This is a genomic window from Myxococcus sp. AB036A (assembly GCF_006547355.1).
GTDB classification, from domain to species: domain Bacteria; phylum Myxococcota; class Myxococcia; order Myxococcales; family Myxococcaceae; genus Myxococcus; species Myxococcus virescens.
In genome coordinates this window covers 149,330-171,995 of the sequence record NZ_VHLC01000004.1, presented here as the reverse complement: position 1 = coordinate 171,995, position 22,666 = coordinate 149,330, and the positions used below count along the sequence as shown (strand labels likewise).

General features: G+C 71.5%; 14 protein-coding genes and 2 pseudogenes. 11 read left to right on the top strand and 5 right to left on the bottom strand.

Annotated elements, in window-relative coordinates:
* From FL344_RS03180 to FL344_RS03145, 8 genes and pseudogenes are all read left to right on the top strand, one after another.
* Nucleotides 1-366, top strand: a pseudogene (locus FL344_RS03180) (hypothetical protein); the annotation flags it as partial.
* A gap of 1 nt (nt 367) precedes the next feature.
* Nucleotides 368-1,366: a MoxR family ATPase gene (locus tag FL344_RS03175; RefSeq protein ID WP_194862972.1), complete on the top strand. Its 999-nt coding sequence runs from the start codon at nt 368-370 to the stop codon at nt 1,364-1,366.
* Nucleotides 1,359-3,113 carry a hypothetical protein gene (locus FL344_RS03170; RefSeq protein ID WP_141617463.1) on the top strand — a complete coding sequence of 585 codons (1,755 nt, stop codon included), beginning with the start codon at nt 1,359-1,361 and terminating at the stop codon, nt 3,111-3,113. Before FL344_RS03175 ends, FL344_RS03170 begins: the two co-directional genes overlap by 8 nt.
* Complete coding sequence (locus FL344_RS03165) at nt 3,110-4,096, top strand: ABC transporter ATP-binding protein (RefSeq protein WP_141617462.1); 987 nt, start codon at nt 3,110-3,112, stop codon at nt 4,094-4,096. The genes FL344_RS03170 and FL344_RS03165 overlap by 4 nt, the downstream gene beginning before the upstream one ends.
* Nucleotides 4,093-5,622 carry an ABC transporter permease gene (locus tag FL344_RS03160; RefSeq protein ID WP_141617461.1) on the top strand — a complete coding sequence of 510 codons (1,530 nt, stop codon included), beginning with the start codon at nt 4,093-4,095 and terminating at the stop codon, nt 5,620-5,622. Before FL344_RS03165 ends, FL344_RS03160 begins: the two co-directional genes overlap by 4 nt.
* 8 nt (nt 5,623-5,630) lie before the next feature.
* A complete protein-coding gene (locus tag FL344_RS03155) occupies nt 5,631-6,479 on the top strand; it encodes a DUF58 domain-containing protein (protein WP_194862973.1) in 849 nt (282 codons plus the stop codon).
* A 46-nt stretch (nt 6,480-6,525) separates the two neighbouring features.
* Complete coding sequence (locus FL344_RS03150) at nt 6,526-8,310, top strand: BatA and WFA domain-containing protein (protein WP_141617459.1); 1,785 nt, start codon at nt 6,526-6,528, stop codon at nt 8,308-8,310.
* Nucleotides 8,311-8,347: 37 nt separating this feature from the next.
* Nucleotides 8,348-11,092, top strand: a complete 2,745-nt coding sequence (locus FL344_RS03145) for a VWA domain-containing protein (RefSeq protein WP_141617458.1) — start codon at nt 8,348-8,350, stop codon at nt 11,090-11,092.
* Here FL344_RS03145 and FL344_RS38390 read toward each other — a convergent pair.
* Nucleotides 10,973-11,464: a co-chaperone YbbN gene (locus FL344_RS38390; RefSeq protein WP_255508166.1), complete on the bottom strand. Its 492-nt coding sequence runs from the start codon at nt 11,462-11,464 to the stop codon at nt 10,973-10,975. The genes FL344_RS03145 and FL344_RS38390 overlap by 120 nt on opposite strands.
* Nucleotides 11,438-11,680: pseudogene (locus tag FL344_RS39685) on the bottom strand (LysR family transcriptional regulator); the annotation flags it as partial. The pseudogene FL344_RS39685 and the gene FL344_RS38390, both read right to left, overlap by 27 nt.
* 245 nt (nt 11,681-11,925) lie before the next feature.
* Here FL344_RS39685 and FL344_RS03135 point away from each other — a divergent pair.
* A complete protein-coding gene (locus tag FL344_RS03135; RefSeq protein WP_141592370.1) occupies nt 11,926-12,972 on the top strand; it encodes a hypothetical protein in 1,047 nt (348 codons plus the stop codon).
* 58 nt (nt 12,973-13,030) lie between these two features.
* Here the strand turns inward: FL344_RS03135 and FL344_RS03130 are convergent, their stop codons facing one another.
* Both FL344_RS03130 and FL344_RS03125 read right to left on the bottom strand, forming a co-directional pair.
* The gene (locus FL344_RS03130; protein ID WP_141617457.1) at nt 13,031-17,764 is read right to left on the bottom strand and encodes a translocation/assembly module TamB; all 4,734 of its coding nucleotides are present in this window, start codon (nt 17,762-17,764) and stop codon (nt 13,031-13,033) included.
* Nucleotides 17,761-19,908, bottom strand: a complete 2,148-nt coding sequence (locus FL344_RS03125; RefSeq protein ID WP_141617456.1) for a BamA/TamA family outer membrane protein — start codon at nt 19,906-19,908, stop codon at nt 17,761-17,763. Before FL344_RS03125 ends, FL344_RS03130 begins: the two co-directional genes overlap by 4 nt.
* 156 nt (nt 19,909-20,064) lie before the next feature.
* Here FL344_RS03125 and FL344_RS03120 point away from each other — a divergent pair, with 156 nt between their 5' ends.
* A complete protein-coding gene (locus FL344_RS03120) occupies nt 20,065-20,376 on the top strand; it encodes a hypothetical protein (RefSeq protein WP_090488432.1) in 312 nt (103 codons plus the stop codon).
* A 45-nt stretch (nt 20,377-20,421) separates the two neighbouring features.
* Here FL344_RS03120 and FL344_RS03115 read toward each other — a convergent pair whose 3' ends face one another.
* Nucleotides 20,422-21,972 carry a 4-alpha-glucanotransferase gene (locus FL344_RS03115; RefSeq protein WP_141617455.1) on the bottom strand — a complete coding sequence of 517 codons (1,551 nt, stop codon included), beginning with the start codon at nt 21,970-21,972 and terminating at the stop codon, nt 20,422-20,424.
* Between the two features lie 107 nt (nt 21,973-22,079).
* On the opposite strand from FL344_RS03115, the gene FL344_RS03110 reads away from it, so the two are divergent.
* Nucleotides 22,080-22,664, top strand: coding sequence for a DNA-3-methyladenine glycosylase (locus FL344_RS03110; protein WP_141617454.1), 585 nt, complete (start codon nt 22,080-22,082; stop codon nt 22,662-22,664).
* The last annotated feature ends 2 nt before the right edge of the window (nt 22,665-22,666 follow it).

Here is a 22,666-nt window from a genome sequence, read left to right as displayed (position 1 = left end):
GGCGAGGGGCAATCCAACTCGGGCCAGCGGGGGCATGCGAGCCGGGGCGTGCGGAAGGGCGCGGGTGTGTCACGTGGTGGCGGAAGCCAACCGCTCGTCTTTGGTGACGAGGCGGAGATGAACCCGGAGCGGCTTGCTTTCGAGCCGTTGCCTCCCGGGCAGGGGGGCGACGAGGGCGAGGAGCTCTGGGGGCTCCGGGCCGCGGACCCTCGGCGGCGCGCGGGCCCGGCCGGGGCTGGCGGCGCGCAGGGCACCCAGGCGCGGGGGGAGGCGACGGCGGGGCCCGGTGCGGCGCCGCTGCTTCCCCGCAACCGGGACATGGTGAGGCGGTACTTTGGTGGCGAGTCGTCTGGAAGGGGGCAATGACGTGGCAGCGGAGCTTCTCAGTCCCGCCGAGGCACAGGGAGCGGCGGAGGTGGCGGCCCGGCTCAAGGACGGGCTGAACACCGTCATGCTGGACCAGGAATCCGTCGTCGAGCAGGTGGTGGTGGCAGTGCTCGCGCGCGGGCACGTCCTGCTGGAGGGCCTGCCTGGCCTGGGCAAGACGGAGCTGTGCAAGGCGCTGGCGCGGCTGCTGTCGCTGCCCTTCCGCCGCATCCAATTCACTCCCGACCTGCTGCCCGGCGACATCACGGGGACCTACGTGCTGGAAGGCGATGGCCGCCGCGACTTCGTCTTCCGCGAGGGCCCGCTCTTCGCCAGCCTGGTGCTGGCGGACGAAATCAACCGCTCCAGTCCGAAGACGCAGTCCGCGCTGCTGGAGGCCATGCAGGAGCGCAGCGTCACCGTGCTGGGGCAGACGCGGCCGTTGCCGGACCCCTTCTTCGTGCTCGCCACGCAGAACCCCATCGAGCTGGAGGGCACCTATCCGTTGCCCGAGGCGCAGCTCGACCGGTTCCTCTTCCGCATCCAGGTACCTCCCGTGGGCGCGAAGACGCTGCGCGCGCTGCTCACCACGCGCGTGCGTGGCGCGCCGCCGGAGCTGTCGCCGGTGCTGGACGCGGAGGGCCTGGGCCGCCTCTTCGCCGCCGCGGACCGCGTGCACCTGCCGGGCCCCGTGGCGGACTTCATCGGCCGGTTGGTGGAGGCCTCAGACCCACGCCAACCGTCGGCGCCCGACGCCGTGCGCCGCTTCGTCCGTTATGGCGCCAGTCCTCGCGCGGCGCTCGCGCTCGCCGCCGCCGGGCGCGCGCTGGCGTTGCTGCACGGCAGGCCCAACGTGGGCTTCGATGACGTGGTGGCCGCCGCGCCTTCCGCCCTCAATCATCGGTTGGTGCTCGCCTACGAGGCCTCGCTGGAGAAGGTCAGCGCGGCGGACGTGGTGCGCGCGCTGCTCCAGGCCGTCCCCGAGGTGCCGCGTGCGTAGCGCGGTACTGACCGCGAGTGTCCTGCTCTGCGCCCTGGGCGGCTCACGGGCCTTCGCCACATCGCTCGCGGACGAGGCCGCGCCCTCGGGTTACGGGTATCGCGACGCTTCTGGAACCATTGAGACGCGGATCCACGGCGACCTGCGCGTCTCCATCCGGACCAGCGCGCTGAAGCCGGAGCGCGGCTACACCCCCATCGATGTCGTGCTCCAGAACACGGGGCTCGTGCCCCTCCAGGTCCGTCTGACCTTCCAGGGACATTCGAACGCGGGGCCGCGAACCTCCGAGCGCTCCGTGGAGGTGCCGCCGCAACGGCGGCTCGTCACCTGGCTGCCAGTGCCAGCGACCGTTCAGGCGGGGAGCATCCAGGTGGAGTCGCCCGGCCTGTCTCCGCTGACGCTCCCGGCCCACACCCCCGTCTATGTGGAGCGTTCCACGGGAGGGACGGTGTTGGTGCTGGGGACGCTCAAGGACTTCGACGACACGTCGGGGGTGCCTCGGGTGGAGGCGACCGGCAGCCCGCTGTTCTCCGTGCGCACCGTTGACCCGCGCGATGCGCCCAGGGAGCTGTCCTCCTACGTGGGCTACTCCGTGGTGATGGTGCCGGGAGACCTGGCTTCCGTGCCCGCGGATGTCTGGGCCGTGTTGGAGTCCTACGTCCTCTCGGGAGGACGGCTCGTCCTGCCGCAGGTGTCGAGCAGCCTGACGGAGCATCTGCCGCTGTTCACCGCGGAAGGCTCCAGGGATGCCGTGCCGTATGGCTTCGGGCGGGTGCGGCTGTGTGGCGCCGCGCTCGAATGCGGACAGGCCTTGAACGCGATGCTGGGGGAGTTCATCCCAGGGCCCGTGAATCCCGCGGGGGCCGCGCCTCGGTGGGAGCGAAGCAACCTGCTCGCCGGGGGCATCACGCCGCTGCTGGACCATGCCAACACGCCCGTGGGGCGGTTCCTGCTGCTCATCTTCGCCTTCGTGCTGGCGGTGGGGCCGGGCGGACTGCTGCTGGCGCGGCGCCGAGGGCCGGTGGCGGTGCTCGTGGCGGTGCCCCTGGTGTCGGTCCTCACCTGTGTGGCGCTCGTGACCTGGTCGGTGCTCGTGGATGGTTTCGCCGTGCACTCCGCGCGCTACAGCCTCACGTGGCTGGACGCGGAGCGCTCGCGCGCGGTGACGCTCGGCGTCTCTGCCTGGTACGCCAACGTGTCTTCGGGGCCGGTGCGCTTCCCGGCGACGAGCGCGCTGCTGGCACCAGACAACGCCGACGAGATGCTGGCGGACCTGGACTGGACGAATGGCCTGACGGTGACGCATGGCTTCCTGCCGCCACGGACCTACCGTGAGTGGGGCGAGGTGGCCGTGCTGCCTTCTCGCGCGCGGCTCGTCGTCCGGCGGGAGGGCGGCACCGTCCGCGTCCAGAACGCGCTGGGAGCGCGGCTGGTGCAGGGCTACGTCCGGGTGGGGAGCCAGAGCTACGCGTTGCCCGCGCTGGAGGATGGCGCGGAAGGGACGCTGGGCGAACCGCTGCCCGCGGGCGCGACGCCGGTGAACCAGTTGGTGTCCAGCGTGGGGGAACCGTCGCTCGCCGAGGGGCGACTGTCAGGGGGTGAGGTGAACTTCCGCGCTCCGCTCCCGGAGGGTGGCTTCATCGCGCGCCTGGAGGGATTGGGGCCGGCGCCCTCGTCCGCCGTTGACGTGGAGCTGGAGGCCGGCATCCACCTGGTGCGAGGCCAGTCGGAAGGGGGGCGGCCATGAGCCTGCTGGAGGTGAAGGGACTGCGGCGCGACTACGGGGCGCTGCGCGCGGTGGATGACGTGTCGTTCTCCCTGGAGGCCGGCAGCATCCTGGGCTTCATCGGGCCCAACGGCGCGGGCAAGAGCACCACGCTGCGCATCCTGGCCACGCTGGATGTACCCACATCGGGTGAGGTACTGCTGGACGGCCACTCGCTGGTGGATGCGCCGGACCGGGCGCGTCCGCTCATCGGCTACATGCCGGACCGGTACGGCACCTATGACGACGTCACCGTCTTCGAGTTCCTGGACTTCTTCGCGCGCGCCTATGGACTGAAGGGCGCGTCGCGTCGGCAGCGGGTGGAGTCGGTGATGGCGTTCACCGGACTCACGCCCCTGGCGGACCGGCTCACCACCGCGTTGTCCAAGGGAATGCGGCAGCGCGTGGCGCTGGGGCGCACGCTGCTGCACGACCCGTCGCTGCTGCTGCTGGACGAGCCCGCGGACGGGTTGGACCCGCGCGCCCGTATCGAGCTGCGCGAGCTGTTGCGCGCCCTGGCGGACCAGGGCAAGGCGGTCATCATCTCCAGCCACATCCTCACGGAGCTGGCGGAGATCTGCGACACCTGCGCCATCATCGAGCAGGGGCGTCTGCTGGCCACCGGGAAGGTGGCGGACCTGCTCCAGCAGCAGGAGGTGGGCGCGGCGGTGACGCCCGAGCTGACGGTGCGGCTGGCCGTGGGCGACGCGGGCAACGCCGTCTGGGAGCGCGCGGAGCGGGTGCTCCTCGAACAGCCGCGCGTGAAGCGTGTGGCGCGGGAGGGCGAGGCGCTGCGCGTGCGCCTGGAGCTGGATGCGGGCGCGGGCCCCGCGCAGGTGGACGCGGCGGCGGCGGTGCTGCTGGCGGCGCTGGTGGCCGCGGGGCTTCCCGTGTGCGCCTTCAGCGCGCGGGAGCGGAACCTCGAGGATGCCTTCATGACGGTGACGAAGGGGAGGGTGGCGTGAGCGCGCCCATGGATACGGCGATGAGCCCTCCGGCCCCGGAGCCGATGGCTTCGGGCGGTGGCCAGGTCGCGGGCGCGGAGCCCTGGTCGCAGCGGTGGGGGGACCGGCTCAACCCGCTGGTGGTGAAGGAGCTCCGCCAGGGACTGCGCACGCGCGTCTTCTGGGTGTGCTTCGGGTTGATGCTGCTGGCGTGCCTGGCGGTGGCGCTGGTGGCCTACGTGGACACGCGCGAGGGCGCCTACTCGCGGCGCGGCCAGGGGTATTTCTTCTCCTTCTTCGTCTGCCTGGGCGTCGCACACTTCTTCGTCATCCCGTATAGCGCCTACCGCTCGTTGGCGCGTGAGCGCGAGGACGAGACGTGGGTGTTGCTGGTGCTCACCGGCCTGGGGCCGCGCCGCATCCTCCGGGGCAAGGTGGCGTCGTTCCTCGTGCAGGCGGCCCTGTATGCCTCCGCGGCGGGGCCCTTCCTCCTCTTCAGCTACTTCCTCAATGGCATCACGCTGCCCACGATTCTGGTGGTGCTGGCGCTGGGCGGCGCGTGGCTCGTCTTCCTCACGGTGGCCAGCGTGTGCGCGGCGACGCTGGCCGACGGCCGCATGGGGCGTGCCTTCGTCCACTTCGGCCTGCTGGGCGCACTGGGCCTGGCGCTGGTGCAGGGCCTGGGCGCGGCCTACGCGATATCGGAGATGGGAGACCGGTTCCTGAATGATGTGGAGTTCCTCTATCTGGTGGGCACCGCGCTGATGCTGATGCTCATGGACGGCTGGCTGCTCTTTGAGGCCGCCGCATCCCGGCTGTCCCTGCCCACCGAGGACTACACGCGGGGGCCGCGTCGCGCGGTGGGAGTGCAGGTGCTGGTGGGCATGCTCGCCGGCTGTGCCATCTGGTGGCTGACGGGGCGTAAGCACAGTGTTCCGGAGATGTTCGCGCTCCTGGGCGGCGTCCACCTGCTGGGCGTGGGCATGTTCGTGGTCGCGGACGTGGATGGTCAGGCGCGCCCGCTGCGCGCGAGCACCCGGCCCTGGTCCGTGTTGCGGCCCGGCGCGCTGCGGGGCTTCCGCTGGATGGTGTTCCTGCTGGGGGCCTGGAGCGCGCTGTTCTGGGGCTTGCAGGTGGGGTCCTCGGACCTGCCGCTGAAGGGCCTCTCCCTGCGGATGGCCACCCTGGCATTGCCGGCGTATGGCGTGCTGTTCCTGTCGCTGGCGGTGTGGTTGGGGCGGAAGGTGCGCCCGGACCGGCTGGCCACGCCCGTGGCGGTGCGCTTGATGTTCGTGGCTTCCGTGGCGCTGGCCTCGGCGCTGCCTCCGTTGGTGGCGGTGTTGATGGGATTCGATGGGGATGATCCCATCCTCAACCTCTTCAACCCCGTGGTGGGCATCGCGAACTTCGCCACGTACGACTACGGGGCGTCCGGGCCGAAGATGTCCTGGGACTTGCTGGGCGCGGTCGTGGGCCTGGCGCTGGTGGCCGCCTACGGGACGGACCGGATGCTGGTGGCGCGTGAGCGGCGGGCCCACACGTCGTGAGCGAGCGGATGGACGCAGCCGCCGTCGCGCGGCTTGTTCCAGGGCTGGCCCTGGCGCTGCCCAGGGGACCCCACCGGGGGCTCGTGGGGGAGGTCCGTGCCACGTCCGCGGGCAGCGCGCTGGAACTGCATGACTTCCGTGCGTACCAGCCCGGGGATGACCTGCGGCAGGTGGACTGGAACGCGGTGGCGCGCACGGGAGAGCTCGTGCTGCGCATCCGCCAGGACGAGGTGTCGCCGCGCGTGGAGGTGGTGCTGGATGGTTCGCGCTCCATGGCGCTGTCCCCGCGCAAGGCCGCGTGTGCGCGGGAGGTGGCGCTGCTGACGGCGGAGGTGGCGGCGCGGCAGGGACTGTCGCCCACGTTGCTGGTGGCCGGTGCCCGGCCGGAGCGTGCTCAGGGACAGGCGTGCCGGGCGGCCTTGGATGCGGCGGAATTCGACGCGAGGGACGGGCTGCCGGAGTCGCTGGGGCGCCTGCCGCCGCTGCGGCCGTGTGGGCTGCGCGTGGTGGTGAGTGACTTCCTCTTCGAAGCGGACCTGCCGGCGCTGTGTGCGCGGCTGGCGCGTGGCGCGTCGGGCCTCTTCCTGGTGCAGGTGCTGGACGCCGAGGACCTGGACCCCGCGGGTGGAGATGGCGCCCGGCTGGTGGATTCGGAGAGCGGCGCGGCGCTGGAGGAATTGCTGACGGACGAGGTGCTGGCCGCGTACACGCGCCGCTTCGCGGAGCACCAGCGCGCTTTGAGGGGCGCGGCCTTGCGTGCTCGCGGGGCGCTGCTCACCGCTCGGGCTCAGGATGGGCTGGGCGCGTTGGTCGCGGGGCCGCTGCGGCCTCTATTCCTCGCGGCGGGTGCGTCGTGAGGGGGCGCTGGGGGGCGGGCATGGAGCGCGTCGCGGGAGGTGACGCGTGAGCTTCGGCTTCCCGTGGGGGCTGCTGGCGCTGGGCGCGCTCGTGCCGCTGGTGGCGGCGTACTTCCTGCGGCGCCGGCAGAAGCCGGTGGTGGTGAGCGCGCTCTTCCTGTGGCGCAGACCCAGTCCCCGCGCCGAAGCAGGGCCTCGCTGGGAGCGCTTCACGCGGGAGGCGTCGCTGCTGTTGGAGGTGCTGGCGGTGGTGGCCGCCGCGCTCTTCCTGGCGGACGTACGGTGGGGCGATTCGGCGCGGGTCCGGCACCTGGTGCTGGTGGTGGACGGGAGCCTGTCCATGTCCGCGCGCGGGCCGGACGGTGTGACGGTGTTGGAGCAGGTGCGGCGCGAGGCGGCGGCGCGCGTGGAGTCGGAGGAGGCAACGCAGGTGACGCTGCTGGCCAGTGGCGGCACGCCGCGCATGCTCGCGGGGCCAGAGGCGGAGCCTTCTCGGGCGTTGGCCGCGCTGGAGTCCTTCCAGGCGCAGGGCGCGGACCATGACCCGATGCCCACGCTCATCTGGGCGCAGGAGCTGGCGGGGGCGGGACGGCGCGTGGCCTTCTTCACGGACGTTCCTCCGGTGAACGCGGCCCTGGTGCCCGCGTCCGTGCGGTGGACGGCGCTGGGGACCGCGCGAGGCAACGTGGCGCTGGTCTCCGCGCAGCGGCGCGATGAGGGGCCTACGGCCACGGTGACGCTGCGGGTGGCGCGTTTCGGGGAGGCGCCGGAGGAGGTGGACGTTCGGGTCCGCGCGTTGCCTGGGGCCGGTGCGAAGGCAGGCACGGAGCGGGTGGAACGCGTGCAGCTTCCGGAGGAGGGCACCGCGACGGTCCGGCTGACGTTCCAGGAAGCCGGCGATGTGGAGGTGTCGCTTCCAGACGACGCGTTGCCCGAGGACGGCCAGGTGCGGCTGCCGCCCGCGCCCATGCGGCCCATCGCGGTGGCGTTGGCGCAGGGGCTGGGCGCTCCCGAGCAGACCGCACTGGAGCGGTTCCTCGCGGTATCGCCGGAGGTGGCGCGCGGAGCGGAGGGCTCGGCGACGGACGTGGTGTTGGTGCTGGGCCCGCCGGGGACGGATGCTCGGGTGACGGTGGGGGCGGGCGGTGCGCCGCGCACGTTCGTGGGGCCGTTCTTCTCCGAGAAGGGGCATCCGCTGCTGGATGACGTGCAGTTGGCGGGCGTGCGGTGGACGGCAGGGGACAATCCACCTGGAAAGCCACTGGTGAGCGCTGGGGACGCGGTGCTGGTGTCCGAAGAGGCGGACGGCCGGGTTCACGTCAACGTGGACCTGTCGCGTTCGAACGTGCAGCGCGTGTCCGCGTGGCCGGTGCTGCTGAGCAATCTGGTGCGCGAGGCCCGCCGCACGCGGGAGGGTTTTCCTCGGCGGCAGTTGATGCTGGGCGAGCCGCTGCCAGTGGTGACGCTCGCGGGTGCGCGTTACACGCTCGTGGGGCCGGGTGGCAGCCGGCCTGTGTTTGGCGCGGGCGAGGTGACGCTGTCACCTCCCGCCGGGCCTGGGGCCTATTCGCTGGAGCGTGACGGCGACGTGGTGGACACGGCGCAGGTGTTGGCGCTGGACGCCCGGGAGTCGGACCTGCGTGAGCGCGGGCGCGCGGAGGTGCCGGCACGTGAGGTCGGCGACGACGACGCGGGAGGCAGCGCGCCGGGCCGGGCTCGATGGCCTCTGGTTCTTCTGCTCGCCGCGCTGGTGGCGGACTTCTACCTCACGCGGCGAGAGACGCCGGGCGCTTCAGGTGCGAGTGCTCCAAGTACCGGGGGCTCGTCATGAGCGCGTCCGCCATGGCTTCCCTGCGCTGGAGTCGCGCATGACCTTCTCCCTCCCGCAGGCGTGGGTGCTGCTGCTGCCGCTGGGCCTCTTCCTCTGGAAGTACGGCCGCCGGCCGGGCCCGCCCATGTGGCTGCGCGCCGCGCTGCTGGTGCTCGTCGTCGGCGCGCTCTCGGGCCCCGAGCTGCGATGGGCCGATGCCGGCAGTGACGTCGTCGTGGTGGTGGACCGCTCCGCGTCCATGCCTCGTGACGTGGACCGCACGGCCCAGGAACTCATCACCCTCCTGGAGTCGCAGCGCCGTCCCGGGGACCGCGTGGGGGTCATCACCTTCGGCCGGGAAGCGCGCGTCGAGCAGCCCCTTTCTACCCTCGGAGGCTTTGGCGGTTTCACGCGCCCTGTGGACGCGGAGGCTTCCGACCTGTCCGCCGCGTTGGATGCCGCGAGCGCCCTCATCCCCGACGAGCGCACTGGCCGCGTGTTGGTGCTGTCCGATGGCCGCGCCACGGGCGTGGACGCGCGCGGCGCCGCGCGGCGACTGGCGGCCCGGGGCCTCGCCGTGGACTGGCGCCACATCGCTCGCCCCGAACCGCCGCTCGATGTGGCCGTCGTCTCCGTGGACGTCCCCGCCGCCGTCTCCGAGCGCGAGCCCTTCCAGTTCTCCGCCGTGGTGCATGCCTCCGCCGCCGTCACCGGTACCGTCCGCCTGGAGCGCAATGGCCGCGTGCTCCTCCAGGGGCCCTTCGACTTCCAGCCGGGCCCCAACGTGCTGCCGCTGCGCGACCTGGTCGAGGAGCCCGGCCTGGTCCGTTACCGGCTCTCCGTGACCGCTCCCGGCGACGGCGTCGTGGAGAACGACCAGGGCGTCGCCGTGCTGCGCGTGGAGGGCCCACCCCGGGTGTTGCTGCTCACGAACCAGTCCCGGGGCACGCTCGCGCAGTCGCTCGCCGCTTCGGGGTTGCAACTCGATGTGCGCGCGCCGTTCCGCCTCACGTTGGATGACCTGGATGGCGTGGGCACCGTGGTGCTGGAGAACGTGGACGCCAATGCGCTCGGCGAGCCGGGGCTCAACGCGCTGGCGGCCTACGTCGAGCAGGCCGGAGGCGGGCTGGTGATGACCGGCGGACGCAATAGCTTCGGCGAGGGCGGCTTCCGTCGTTCGCCCGTGGAGCCGCTGCTCCCGGTGTCCCTGGAGATGCGCGAGGAGCAGCGCCGCGCGTCCCTGGCGCTGAGCGTGTTGATGGATGCCTCCTGCTCCATGGGGATGACCGTCCCGGATGGGCGGACGAAGATGGAGCTGGCCGCCGAGGGCGTCGTGGCCGCCCTGACGCTGCTCAACCCCAAGGACGAGGTCTCCGTGCACATGGTGGACACGGCGGCCCATGAAATCTTCCCGCTCAGCCCGGTGGAGGCGGGGCTGCCCCTGGATGCCGTCGCGCGCGGATTCAGCGGTGGGGGTGGCATCTACGTGGGCGAGGCGCTCCGTGCCGGCCGCACGGAAATCCTCCGCAGCGAGAAGCCCACGCGCCACGTCCTCCTGTTCTCCGACGCCGCGGACTCCGAGGAGCCCGATGACTACCAGCGCACGCTGGCCCACTTGCGCGAGCAGGAGGTGACGGTGTCCGTCATCGGGCTGGGCGTGCCCTCGGACCCGGACGCGGACCTGCTCCGGGAAGTGGCCCAGCGGGGCGGTGGGCGCGTCTACTTCGCCGAGGATGCGATGAGCCTGCCGCGCATCTTCAGCCAGGAGACGCTCACGGTGGCGCGCGCCACCTTCGTGGATGAGCCCGCGTCGCTGGAAGGCGCGCCGGACCTGCCGCTGCTCGGCCGGCTGTCTGCGGAGGGGCTGCCCCAGGTGGGCGGCTACAACCTCACCTACCTCAAGCCCCGCGCCAACGTGGCGCTGCGCACCCTGGACACGAATGGCGCGCCCATCCTGGCGATGTGGCCGCGAGGCGCGGGGCGCACGGTGGCCTTCACCGCGGAGGTGGACGGGCCGTACACCGGCGAGCTGCGAACGTGGTCCTCCCTGCGCGCGGCCCTGGAGGGGATGGTGCGCTGGACGCTGGCGGGCGCGGCGCCCGTCGGGGACGCGGTGGTGCGGACCGAGCGGAGGGGGCACCTGCTGCGCGTGACGCTGGACCTGCCTCCCGGCGAGGCGCTGCCCGGCGCGGCACCGACGATGGTGCTCCTGCCCGGCGACGGACGCGCCGCGCCGGTGGAGCGTCCGATGCGGTGGGAGGATGAAGACCGGCTCGTCGCCGAGTACCCGCTGGAGGGCAGTGGAACGTGGCACCCGGTGGTACGGCTGGGCGCGAAGGTGCTCCGCGCGCCGCCCGTCACGCTGCCCTACGCGCCGGAGTTCGAGCCCGGCTCCACGAAGGCGGGACTGGAGCTGCTGCGCGCCATCGCGGCGGTAGGTGGCGGCGTGGAGCGCTTGTCCATGACGGGCCTCTTCATGGAGGCCCCGGAGTCGCTGGGCCGCGTGGCGCTGGCGCCGTGGCTGGTGGCCCTGGCGCTGGCCCTGCTGCTGGCGGAGGTGGCCGTGCGCCGCTTCCTCTCCGCGCCACGGCTGCGTGCGCCGCGGACCCGCGAGAACTCCGTGTCCATCCCCGCGGCACCCACGGCGCCGCCGTCCGCTCCGGCAACACGGACAACCCCGACGTCAGCTCCGCCGGCCCGCGAGGGCGACGCGGCGCCGGCGCCAGCGAAGCCGGCCGAGGGCAGCGTGGACTCCGCGCTGGATGCCGCGCGAGCCCGGGCCCGCCGACGGCTGGACCGTTGAAACGAAGGCGTTGGTAGAGGTGCGGGCCGCCCCGGACAGGAAGGGGCTGGCGCGGAGGAGGGCGACTGTCCGCAGTGGGTACGAGTCGCCCCGAACGAGATGGGGGGATCGGAGATGTGGGGCGACCCGCGCCCTGCGAGACTCACAGGGCGAATGAGTGGATACACGAACAGTGTACACTTTGCAACACGGGCCTAAAATTATCCGTGAGTGGAATGTGGTGCGGTAGCGCACGTCCTGGTCGGCCCGGGGTGTTGGGCACCAGGTAGCGGTGAAGTCCACCAGCACGGGCTCGGATGACTCCAGCACCTCCCGTTGAAAGTGCGCGTCGTCCAGCGGGATGACGCGCGACTCGCCGAGCGCGCGATTCACCTCGCGAGCCTCCGCCACCAGCCTCGCGCAGTGGGCGTGGTCGTCGCGGCTCACCTCCGTGAGCCGGAGCCCGCGCGTATTGCGCTCGATGAGTCGGACGCCGAGCCGCTCCTCCAACGCCGCGAGACGGCAACTCACCGTGGACTTGCGCAGCCCCAGCCGCTCCGCCGAGGCGGTGATGCCACCAGTCGCCACCACCTCGGTGAAGAGGAGCATGTCGTCCGCCGCCCTTCGCCAGCGAGGAAGTGCCTCATGGCGGGGACGCGACTCCCGCTGCCCGCGCGCTGTCTGTGTAGCCTGGGTGACGGATTCAGCAGGACACCAATAATCCGTCAGGCATTGAAGATAAGAAATTCTTGAATAATGTTTCACGCGGCAGGAGCCTCGGACTCCCCCAGGCCGTGTCCGGTGGACGGTGAGCACTGCTCTCCGGATTCGCGGCCCATCCCCCCGAGGACGCGATGAAGACGCGATTGTGGTTGCTCCTGGTGCCCGCGTTGGTGGCGGCCGGCTGTGGTCCCATCGACGAGGCAGATGAGCCCGTCATCGATGAGCTGACCGGCCAGGTGCTGCTGGAGGCCACCACGAAGTACGACATGCACCGGCTGCTGGAGGACACCGACATCACCGGTGGCCAGTGGATTACCACCGCGCAGGTGCAGGCCTTCCTCCAGCAGAACAACTCGTTCCTGGCGAACTACCGGGACCCGGCCTTCAGCAACAAGACGGCCGCCGCGCTCATCGTCGAGCGCTCCAAGGCCTTTGGCATCAGCCCGCTGTACATGCTGGCCCGCATCCAGGTGGAGTCCAGCCTCATCCAGAGCGGCACCTCCAACAACCTGGCCAAGGCCACCGGCTGTGGCTGTCCGGACACCAGCGGCTGTGACGCGCAATACGTGGGCTTCGGCAAGCAGATTGACTGCTCCGCCAAGAAGCTGCGCGGCTACCTGACGGACCTGGACGCGGGCCGTGCCACCATCTCCGGCTGGCGCGTGGGCGTGACGAAGTCCACGTCGGACCCGTGCTCGGTGCGTCCCGCCAACAAGGCGACGGCGGCGCTCTACACGTACACGCCCTGGGTGGGCGCGTATGCCCTCCAGTGCGGCCGCACCAACGTGGGCGGCTCGTCGCTGGTGTCCGTCGTCTACCACCGCTACGAGTCGGCCTATGCGTGGGGCTCCGCCTCCGGCTGCTACTCCGAGACGGCCGACACCACCGTGCCGGAGCTCGGCTGCGTGCAGAGCTCGTCGGACGCCATGTGGCGGCAGTGCCAGTCGGGCGCCTTCACCGCGGGCAGCACCACCAAGCCCACGAACTGCACCGCGTCCTATGGCTGGTGCTCCTCCGCCACGCTGGGCCGCTCCGTGCCGCCGCGCACCTGCGTGCAGTCCACGGGCGACCAGCAGTGGCACCAGTGCGGCGCCAACAGCACGTGGCTGAGCGCGCCGAGCGCGCCCATTTCTGGCGCGGGCCCCGCGGGCTCGTGCTTCGCGATGTACGGCCTCTAGTCGTCGAAGCGGCGGCTCCCGCCCGGAAGGACGGGAGCCCGCCGTGTCCCAGCGAGCCTCAGTACTGGTTGGTCCAGATGAGGTCCAACCCGCCCGAGCGCGCGTCGCCGTACTGGCCCTCCAGGCTCCAGCGCGTGCCCAACTGGTACTCGAAGCGCACCGCGTTGGCGTTCTCTCCCTGCTGGAGGTTGGCGCCCACGCGGCCGGTGTAGCCGACGTAGATTTTGTCCGTCACGTAGGTGCCGACTTCCAGCTTGGTGCCCGCGATGCCGGAGTCCCCCGCCTCGATGGAGACGACGTCCAGCGGCAGCTTCGCGGCCAGGGCCTTGCGGGCCTCATTGGCCACCAGCGAGCCCACCACGGACGCGGCCTGCGCGCTGGCGTTCATGGAGGCACCGGAGCTGCGCTCCAGCGTGCGCCGGCCCGTCGCCAGCAGCGTGTAGATTTCCGACTCCGGCAGCGGCGGGTCACTGGTGGGCTTGAGCGTGATTTCCCGCCCCTGGCCCCGGATGGTGACGAACACGGTGACCTTGGCGCTGTCGTTGCGGTGCTCGGCGGTGACGTTGATGTACGGCGCCATGGCCGGGCCGGTGAAGCGCACCTGGCTGTCGCGCTGGATGTCGAAGCGGCGGCCGAGCACGTCCACACGCCCGCGCAGCACGCGCACTTCACCGAACAGGCGCGCCACGTCCGTGTATTCGACGCGAAAGTCATCTGACAGTCCCAGCTCCGCGTTGATGTCGGAGCCCTTCACCCAAAGGTTGCGGGGCGCATTCACATTCACCCAGAACACAATGGGGGGCGTGGCCGTTTCCTCGTCTTCCACCGCCACGCCCTCCGCCGGGGCCGCGCCTTCCACCGGTGTCCCGTCGGGATTCGCCGGGGGCTGCGCCTGGGCCGCTTCCTTGCGCTTCTTGCGGTCCAGCGGCTCTCCGTTGCGTACCAGCACCACGTCACCGGGCCGCTCCAGCGCCTGCAGGTCCTTGCGCTTAGCTTCCGGCAGCTCGATGGTGGCCTCGGGGATGGTGACGTTGCGCAGGTTGACCAGTCGTTGGGACAGCGTGCCCTCCACCTTCGCGCGCAGGCTCACCAGCGCCATGAGCTGGTCGTCGACGATGATGGGGAAGTTGCGCATCACCAGCGGCGGGTCGGACGTCCCGGGGCTGGACAGCTCGTACTCATTCCGGGCGTTGAGCACCGCGGTCAACGGCGAGTTGAGGCGCAGGGCGCCGTTGCCGGCCTTCGCCGACAGCGTCGTGACGGCGATGGATTCGCGGCTGGCTTTCAGGGCGAGCTGGATGTCGCGGTACTCGCCCAAGCCCATCAGCCCCAGCTTGCCGTCCTTCCACTCCACGCTGCCATTCATGCGGGGCGCGCCCAACGTGCCGGCGACGCTGGCGTCCGCCTGGAGCACGCCGCCGATGCTGCGCAGCATCTCCACCGTGCCGGACAGGAAGGCCGGGTTGAAGTTGCGCGCCTTGAGCGCGACCTCCACCGGCGCGTTGTCTGTCTGGAGGCCCCGGTTGAGCGCGGGCAGTGACACGTCCAGGCCCAGACCTCCGTTCACCAGCATGGTGCCGCCGCCCGGCTCGGTGAGCAGCAGGTCGAAGCGGGAGCGGGTGTCCCGGTACGTGTAGTTCAGGCGCACCTGGCCCAGCCCCGTGTTGCCCACGCCCAGGTCCTGCACGCCTGCGGTGAGCTCCATCTGCGGCGTGTCGAGCGTGCCCCGCGCGCCCAGCTCCATGGCCAGCACGCCCTGGATGCCCTGGGACCGGCCGCCCTGCGGTGGCGGCGCGCCCTCCGCCACGGGCGACGCCGGGGTGGCCAGGCCGGGAATCTCCTGGAGCGGCACCGGGCCCACGCGGCCGGTGATGTCGAAGGGGATGTAGCCGTAGACCTCGCGGTCCTGGAGCGCGCCCAGCGGGGCCGCCAGCGTGGCCGTCAGCTGCGCCAGCGGTCCGTCCTGGCGCTGCGCGTTCAGCGTGAGCTTCACGTCCTTGTCGCCGCCCACGACGCTGAGCTGCCCGTTCATGGGCGGAAGCCCGTTCATCGTCACGGCGTTGGCCTGCACGCGCAGCGTCGCGTGGGGCACCAGGACCGAGCCCTCGAAGTCCAGGTGCGCCGTCACCGTGCCGCCCGGCTGCTGCACGCCGCTCATGCCCTTGAGCAGGGTGAGGGGCAGCTGCGTCACGCGGGCCTCCACGCCCAGCGTCGTCGCCAGGAGTTCATCGGACGTGGGCGGCTTCGCCATCAGCCCGCCCACCGTGAAGGGCGTCCGCAGGGCCAGGTACGTCTGCGAGCCCAGGCCCTCCACGTCCAGGCGCGCATCCAGCGTCTGGTCCTCGCGGTCGGACGCGGCGCGCAGCTGGAAGGCCAGCGGCTGGGGTAGCGAGAAGCCCGGCGGCGGCGTCTGGTAGCGCACGTCCTGCCCGCGAAGGGTGAAGTCCAGCAGGGGCTCACGCGCGGGGCCTTCCACGGTCAGCGTGCCGGCCAGCCGGCCGCTGGCGCTCTCGGGCTGGCCCGCGAGCTTCATGGCGCCGGCGATGTCCAGGTCCTCCAGATTCAGGCGCACGGACATCGCATCGCGCCGGCGCTTGAGCACGCCCTGCACCGGCACGTCGAACTCGGCGGCGAGCCGCGCCACGGGCAGGCTGGCCTCCAGCGTTCCGGTGGCGCGGTCCTTCACGTATCGCGCCTTCAGCTTCGCCTGGAGCCCCTCGTAGCCGCGCGCGCTGCCGTCTTCCAGCCGCAGGTCGGTCTCCGCGTCGGGGCGCGCCATCGTCCCGCTGACGGCGGCGTGGCCTGTCAGCCTGCCGCCCAGGCCCAGCGACTCCGGGACGAAGGACCTGGGCAGGCGCGACAAATCGAACGCGCCCAATTCCACGCGCGCGTTGACGCGCTGGCCGCGCATCGCGCCCTGTAGTGACAGCGTCTGCCCCTCCGACGCGAGCCGCAGTGGGGGCGCCACGTCAACGTTGCCTCCGCCGAAGCCCACGTGCGTGGGCGTCTGGAGCGTCCAGGTGGCCTCCGGCCAGAACAGCGCGAGCTGCCGGATGGCCAACCCGTGGCGATTGGCATCCACCTGGCCACTGAGCGTGAGCCCCAGCTCCGCGTCTCCCGCCACGCGCACGCTGGCCTCCAGCGCACGCTCCTGCGTGGCCAGCGTGACGGCGACGTCGCGCAAGTCCCGTCCGCCCGCCTTCAGCCGGGACACCACCAGCGTGGCGTTGGACGTGAGGGGGTGGCTGACGTCCGGCATCTCCAGCTTCAGGGAGACGTCCTGCGCCGCCACGTCGCCGTACCGCAGCGCCGCGAAGCCGCCGTCGACCTTCACGGCGGGCGTGCGCAGCGGGCCCTTCACGGAGAAGTCCAACGTGCCGTTGCCCGCCATGGGGGCCACCACGCCCGGCATCAGCTTGGACAGCATCTGCGAGAGCAGGGCGAGGTTGCCGGCGGTGAGGCCGCCTTGCAGGTTCACCGACTTCGCGGTGCCGTCTCCCTTGGCCTGCAGGGCGACGCCCGGCGCGAGCACCCGCAGCCGCATCAGCGAATACCGGCCCTCCTTCGCGCTGGCCTCCAGCTCCACCGGCCCCAGCGGCTGGCCCAGGTATTGGGAGGGGGACACGATGAGCTTCACCTCGCCTTCCATCGACTCCAGGCTCGTGCCTCCGCCCTTCGCGTTCAGGTCCGCGGCGATGCGCGTCTTGGGGCCCTGCGCCATCAGCTCCGACAGGTCGACGTCGCGCGCCTTCACGGACAGGCCGTCGGTGCGCATCCGCTCCAAATCCATGCCGCCCTTCACGGACACGGAGGCGCTGGCGGCCTTCGCGGTGACGTCCACCCGCGCCGCGTCGCCGTCCAGTCCGGCGGAGCCCTCCGCGGACACCGGCACCCGCAACGGCCAGGTGGGCACGAAGGCCCGCAGCAGGTCGGGCGGCGCGGACAGGCGCCGCAGCTCCAGTCCTGCTTGGAGCGGGCCCTCCGGCGCGCCCGGCGGCGTCTCTGGCGGGAGCTTCGCGCGGCCGCTGGCGTCCAGCACCAGCCCCGCGGCCTCCAGGTCGACATCGCCTTCAAATGTGCCCTCTTCGCCGCGGGCCTTCAGCGCCAGCCGCACGGGTCCGGGGACGGGACGGGCGAGGCTCGCGGTGGCGTCCAGGTTCGCGCCCACGCCCTGCGTCGCGGCGGCGTAGCGGGCCGAGCCCAGGGCATCCAGGTCCTCCAGCCGCACCTGCCGCTCACCGCCTTCGGGCAACGTCTGGCGGAAGTCGACATAGCCGTCCTCGAGCACGAGCTCGTGCAAGTCCAGCGTCAGCGAGCCGCGGCCTTTGGAGGGCTCCTCGGGGCTGGGCGTGCGGGGCTCCAACGCGCGCGTCAGGTTCAGTCCGCGCTCGTCCTGGGCCAGATACAGGCGCGGACGCTCGAGTCGCGCGGAGGGGAGGTTCACGTGCTGGCGCACCAGCCCCGCCAGCCGCGCGCGCACGTCCACCCGGGCGATTTCCGCCACCAGCTCGCCTTCGGGGTCATACAGCCTCACGTCTTCGAGGATGACGCCGCTCAGGGACAGGTCCAGGCGCCCCAGCTCCAGCCGGCCGGAGAGCTGCTCATGTGCCAGCGCGAGTCCCTTCTGGACGAGCCAGGCCTCTCCGCGCGACGTCGTGACGAAGACGAGCACGCCCGCGACGACGAGCACGATGAGGCCCATGAGGCCCAGCAGGCCCCACAGCACGCGGCGGCCCCAGCGCGCGGGCCGGCGGGGTGGGGGAGGCGCGGCGCTCGGGGCGGATTCCGTCAAAACGCCTCTCCAATCGACAGGTGCAGCGCGCACAGCCCGTCCGGAGCGCCCGCGAACGCGCCGCTGGGCGTCGTCGGACCCGTGGGCCTCCACCGGCTTCCGATGCCGAAGCAGCCTCCGGCTTCGGGATAGATGTATCCCGGGGTGGAAACGGGCAATCCCCCGCCAATGTTCAACCGCCGGGCGATGTCCAGCCGGACGGGCCCGACGACCGTCAGATACCGCAGGCCCATGCCCACGGCGTGGTAGTGCTGGGGGCCGAAGAGCTTGGGCCGGTTCGCGTGGGAGAAGTCCTCGATGCCCACCAGGCCCGTGTCATAGAAGGCCGCCACCATCAGGCTCTCCGTGAACTGGTAGCGCATCTCCACCGAGGTCTCGAAGAGGCTGTTGCCACCCACGGGCACGGTGTCCCATTCCTCGTCCTGGACGACATCCGGGTTGCCGTCGCCGTCCACGTCCGCCGTGCGCTGCAGGGCGGCCAGGGGGGACAGGCGCTGGCCGTTGAAGCCGCGCATGAACGTGCCACCGCCCGAGAAGAAGCGGGTGACGATGGAGCTCTGGCTGCCGCCCGCGGGGTTCAGCGTGCCCGCGCGCACCTTCGCCGCCAGGATGAACCGCTTGTCCTCGCCGAACGAACGGTAGACGCGCAGGTCGGGCAGCAGGCGGACGTAGTTGAAGTCTCCCATGAGGGGCGTGCCTCCGCCCTTCTGGACGGAGAGGGAGATGTAGTAGCCGTCGCGCGGCTCGATGACGTCATCGCGCCGGTCCCAGGTGAAGGCCAGCTCCAGGAAGCTGAGCGCCACGTTGCACTGCGCCTGGCCCTCGCCGCAGCCCAGGACGATGGGCGGCACGCGGGAGTCGGCGCTGACGCGGCCGCTGAGCCGGTACACCTGGAGGTTGTACGACGGGAAGATGGAGAAGTCGGGGTGCGGCTGCCAGATGACACCCGTCTGGAGCCTGCCGCCCCAGAAGTCATAGGCCTGCTCCAGGCCCTTCTCCACGCTGAGCGAGTTCTGCGCCCGCAAGTCCCTGAAGAGGAAGCGGGGCTGCTCGTACTCGGCGGTGACGTCGAAGACAGGACCGTCCTTGTTGAAGTTGAGGACGTTGGGGATGAAGGCGTAGCCCAGCCGGCCGCGGACGGTGAAGCGGCGCAGGCCGCCGCCGAAGTTGCGGTGGGTCCACTCGCCCACCGCGCGGACCTCCTGCCGGGCCGCGTCCACGCCCAAACCGCCGCCCAGCCGCACGGAGCGGAAGGGCGCCTCGCGCACGTCCACCACCACCGGCACCGTGCCGGATTCGCGGTCCGGCGCGCCGCGGTTCACCTTCACCGCGCCGAACACGCCCATGCGGAACACGCGCGCCTGCGCGTTGGCCAGCGCCGTCTCGCTGTACCAGTCCCCCTTCTTCAGCGCGCCCGTCACCTGCTCGATGATGCGGCGCGGAGGCACCTGGGGATTGGCGTCCGTGGCGACGAAGGTGTTGCCGAAGCGGTAGCGGATGCCGGGCCGGGTGCGCAATTCCACCACCGCCTGCCTTGTGTCCACGTCCACCCGGACCTCGCCGTCGACTTCGGCCTCGGCGTAGGCCAGCTCGCGCAGCCGCTCCTGGACGCGGGCCTTCGCTTCCTCCCAGGACTCTTCCTTGAAGACGTCGCCTTCGTGCAGGGGCAGTCCGTCCAGCACGTACTTGCGGTGCTCCTCGCGCACGTCCTCCGGCAGGGTGTCCAGGCCCGTCACCTGGATTTCGCTGATGCGGGTGGGTTCGCCCTCCTGCACGCTGATGTCGATGGCGACCTTGTCGTCACCGGCCGGCTTCACCTCGGCGTGGGTGACCTTCGCCTGGTAGAAGCCCTGGGCCTGGTAGTACCGCTCGATGCGGCGCAGGTCCGCCTGCCACGCGTTGGCGTCGAAGTAGCTGGGGCCGCCAAAGGGCCAGAAGCCCCAGAAGGGCGTGGCGGTGGTGAGGATGCGGTCCTTGATGGCGCCCTCGCTCACCTGGTGCGTTCCCTGGATTTCCAGGTCGGTGACCTTGGGGCCTGAGGGGGGCGGCGCATTCGTGGTGGCGCAGGCCGCGGTGAGCAGCAGCGCGAGCGGAGTGGCAAGGCGGAGGTATCTGAGCAGGTCGGCGGCCACGGGGTGTTTCATAGCTGGAAGGCTCGCGGCCCCAACACTTCTTCCGTCCTGGATGGCAATGCTTTGTCGCATACCGGGACGTCGGGGCAAACCCCAGTGTCCGGTCTCGCGGAATGGCGCCTCGCGAAGACGTGCAAGCCGCTCCCGCCTGGCCCAAGATGGGGGGTCATGGCCCAGTCCCGGCGAATCAGAAGCCTGGTGTTCTCCGTGCTCGCGGTATGCGCGTCCTCGTGTGGCGTCTCCGAGGACGAGGCGGTGCGCCCCAAGGAGGGCGAGAGCTTGTCGGACGCGCCCTACTGCGGCTCGTTCGGCTGCGTGAACCCGTACCAGTTCTGCGCGGAAATCTTCCTGGAGTTCGGCCGCTCGCCGCCCATCTGCGTCTTCGACGACATCTGCGAGCGGCTGGAGTGCGCCAACTCCAACCGCACCTGCGCCCTGTTCGACGGCTTCCCGGCCCAGGTGAAGTGCATCAAACCGTGAGGCCGTGCGTGTCCGCCCGCTTCGGGGCCCCGGGCGGACGGTGCCTCAGCGCCGCGCGGACGCGGTGAGCCAGGCCAGCCGTTCAGCGGCCTCGCGCGTGCGCGAATCGGTGAGCAGGTCGCTCACGTTCTGTTCGATGCGGTAGGCCCAGTTCGAATCGCTCATGGAGCCGGGCAGGTTGATGCGGTCCCGGGTGCCGAGCACGTCCTGCCAGGGCAGCACGCACAGGTCGCTGTTGGCGTTGAGCGCCGAGGCCAGCATGGCCCGGTGCACGTCCGGGGTGAACTCGCGGGTGAGGGCCACGCCGTTGAGCTCCGGCCATGAGCGCGCCGCCGCCTGCCGCTCGTGGTCGCCCGCGCCCTCCCACCACTCGGCCACCGTGTCCGTGTCATGCGTGCCGGTGGTGACCAGGGACACCGCCGGGAACTGGCGCGGGTCGCGGTAGTGGTTGTCGTCGCGCTCCCAGCGCATCACCCGGTAGCCGGGCAGTTGGAGCTCCGCGAGGATGTGGCGCACGAAGTGCGGAATCACGCCCAGGTCCTCGGCGACGATGCCGGCGCCCTCGGACAGCAGGCGGAAGGTCTTCTCGCCCAGGCGGCGGTGGCTCTCCTCGTCCGGCGGGATGAAGCGCCCGGTGGGCGTCTGCGCGTCGCGAATCCACTGCCGGAAGTACCCCACCGCGTGGTCCACGCGGCGCAAGTCGTAGTAGCTGGCCGCCTTCTTCGCGCGCGTCTTCAGCCACGCGAAGTCGTCCTTCTCCATGGCCGCCAGGTCGAAGTAGGGCAGGCCCCAGTCCTGGCCCGTGGCGGAGAAGTCATCCGGAGGCACGCCCAGGCGGGCGTCGCGCCGCAGGATGTCCGGGTGCGCCCACACGTCCGCGCTGTCCTGACCGATGATGAACGGCTCGTCGCCGCACAGGAGGACGTCCTTGGCGCGGGCCTGCGTCCGCACCTCGTTCCACTGCTGCTCGGCCACCCACTGGAGCCAGGCGTGGTAGCGCACGCGGCGCTCCAGCTCCCGGGACTTCTGGGCCAGGGCCTCGGGCTGACGGGTGCGCAGCGGCTCCGGCCACTCCCACCACGGGCGGCGGTCCTCCTGCTCGCTGATGGCGGTGAAGAGCGCGTAGCTCTCCAGCCACTCGCCCTGGGTGTCGCGCCACTGGCGGAAGGCCTTCGCCCGCTCGGACTGGGGCGCCCAGTGCTGCGCTTCGAAGACGTCGAAGGCGCGCGCGAAGGCGGTGTCCTTGAGGGGGAAGACCAGGTCGTAGCGCACGCGCGGCGCCGAGCGCGCCTCGGCCAGTTGGGCGCGCTGCGCGTCGGACAGGGCCGCCTCGCCGCCGGCCGCGGTGAACTCCGGCAGCCGCTGCAGGTCGATGAAGAGGGGATTGAGGCCGAAGGCCGAGCGCGTCGCGTAGGGGCTCGGGTCGCCCGGCGCGGTGGGCAGCAGCGGCAGCACCATCAGCATCCGCTGGCGGGCGGCCTTCATCCAGGTGAACAGTCCCTCCAGGGCACCGAAGTCACCGATGCCAAAGTCGGTCTGCGAGCGGAGGGAGAAGAGCGGGAGCAAGAGACCGGAGAGCCGGCCAGGGGTGGACATGGTGCGATGCAATCTGCCCCAGCCCTGCGCTGGTGGGAACTGCGGACGCTCTCCGAGTGTGTCTGGGTTCTTCTCTTTCCGGACGGAAGGGCCGTTAACATCCAGGTGTGAACTGGTTGCCGGAGTCTTTCTACGCCCGTCCCGCGCTGGTGGTTGCCCGGGAGCTGCTCGGCGCCTTGCTGGTGGTGGAGGAGGGCGGGCAGCGCCGGGTGGGCCGCATCGTGGAGACGGAGGCCTATATCGGCGAGCACGACCTGGCGTGCCACGCGGCCAAGGGGCTCACCCCTCGCACCGAGGTCATGTTCGGACCGGCCGGCGTGGCGTACGTCTATCTGATTTATGGCATGCACCACTGTTTCAACGTGGTGACGGATGCCGCGGGGGTGGGCGCGGCGGTGCTGGTGCGGGCGGTGGAGCCGGTGGAGGGCCTGCCCCTGGGGACGCGCACGGACGGACCGGGCCGCCTGTGCAAGGCGCTGGGCCTCACCCGTGCGCACAACCGGCGGGGCCTGTGCACGCCCGCGCTGCACCTGCGACCCGGGACGCCTGTTCCCGAGTCAGCCGTGTCCCGGGGGCCTCGGATTGGCGTGGATTACGCCGGGACCTGGGCCGCCGAACCCTTCCGGTTGTGGGTCCGGGACAGTCAACATGTCAGCAAGGGGCCGCCACCGGGGCGCCGCAAGCCCGCTTGACG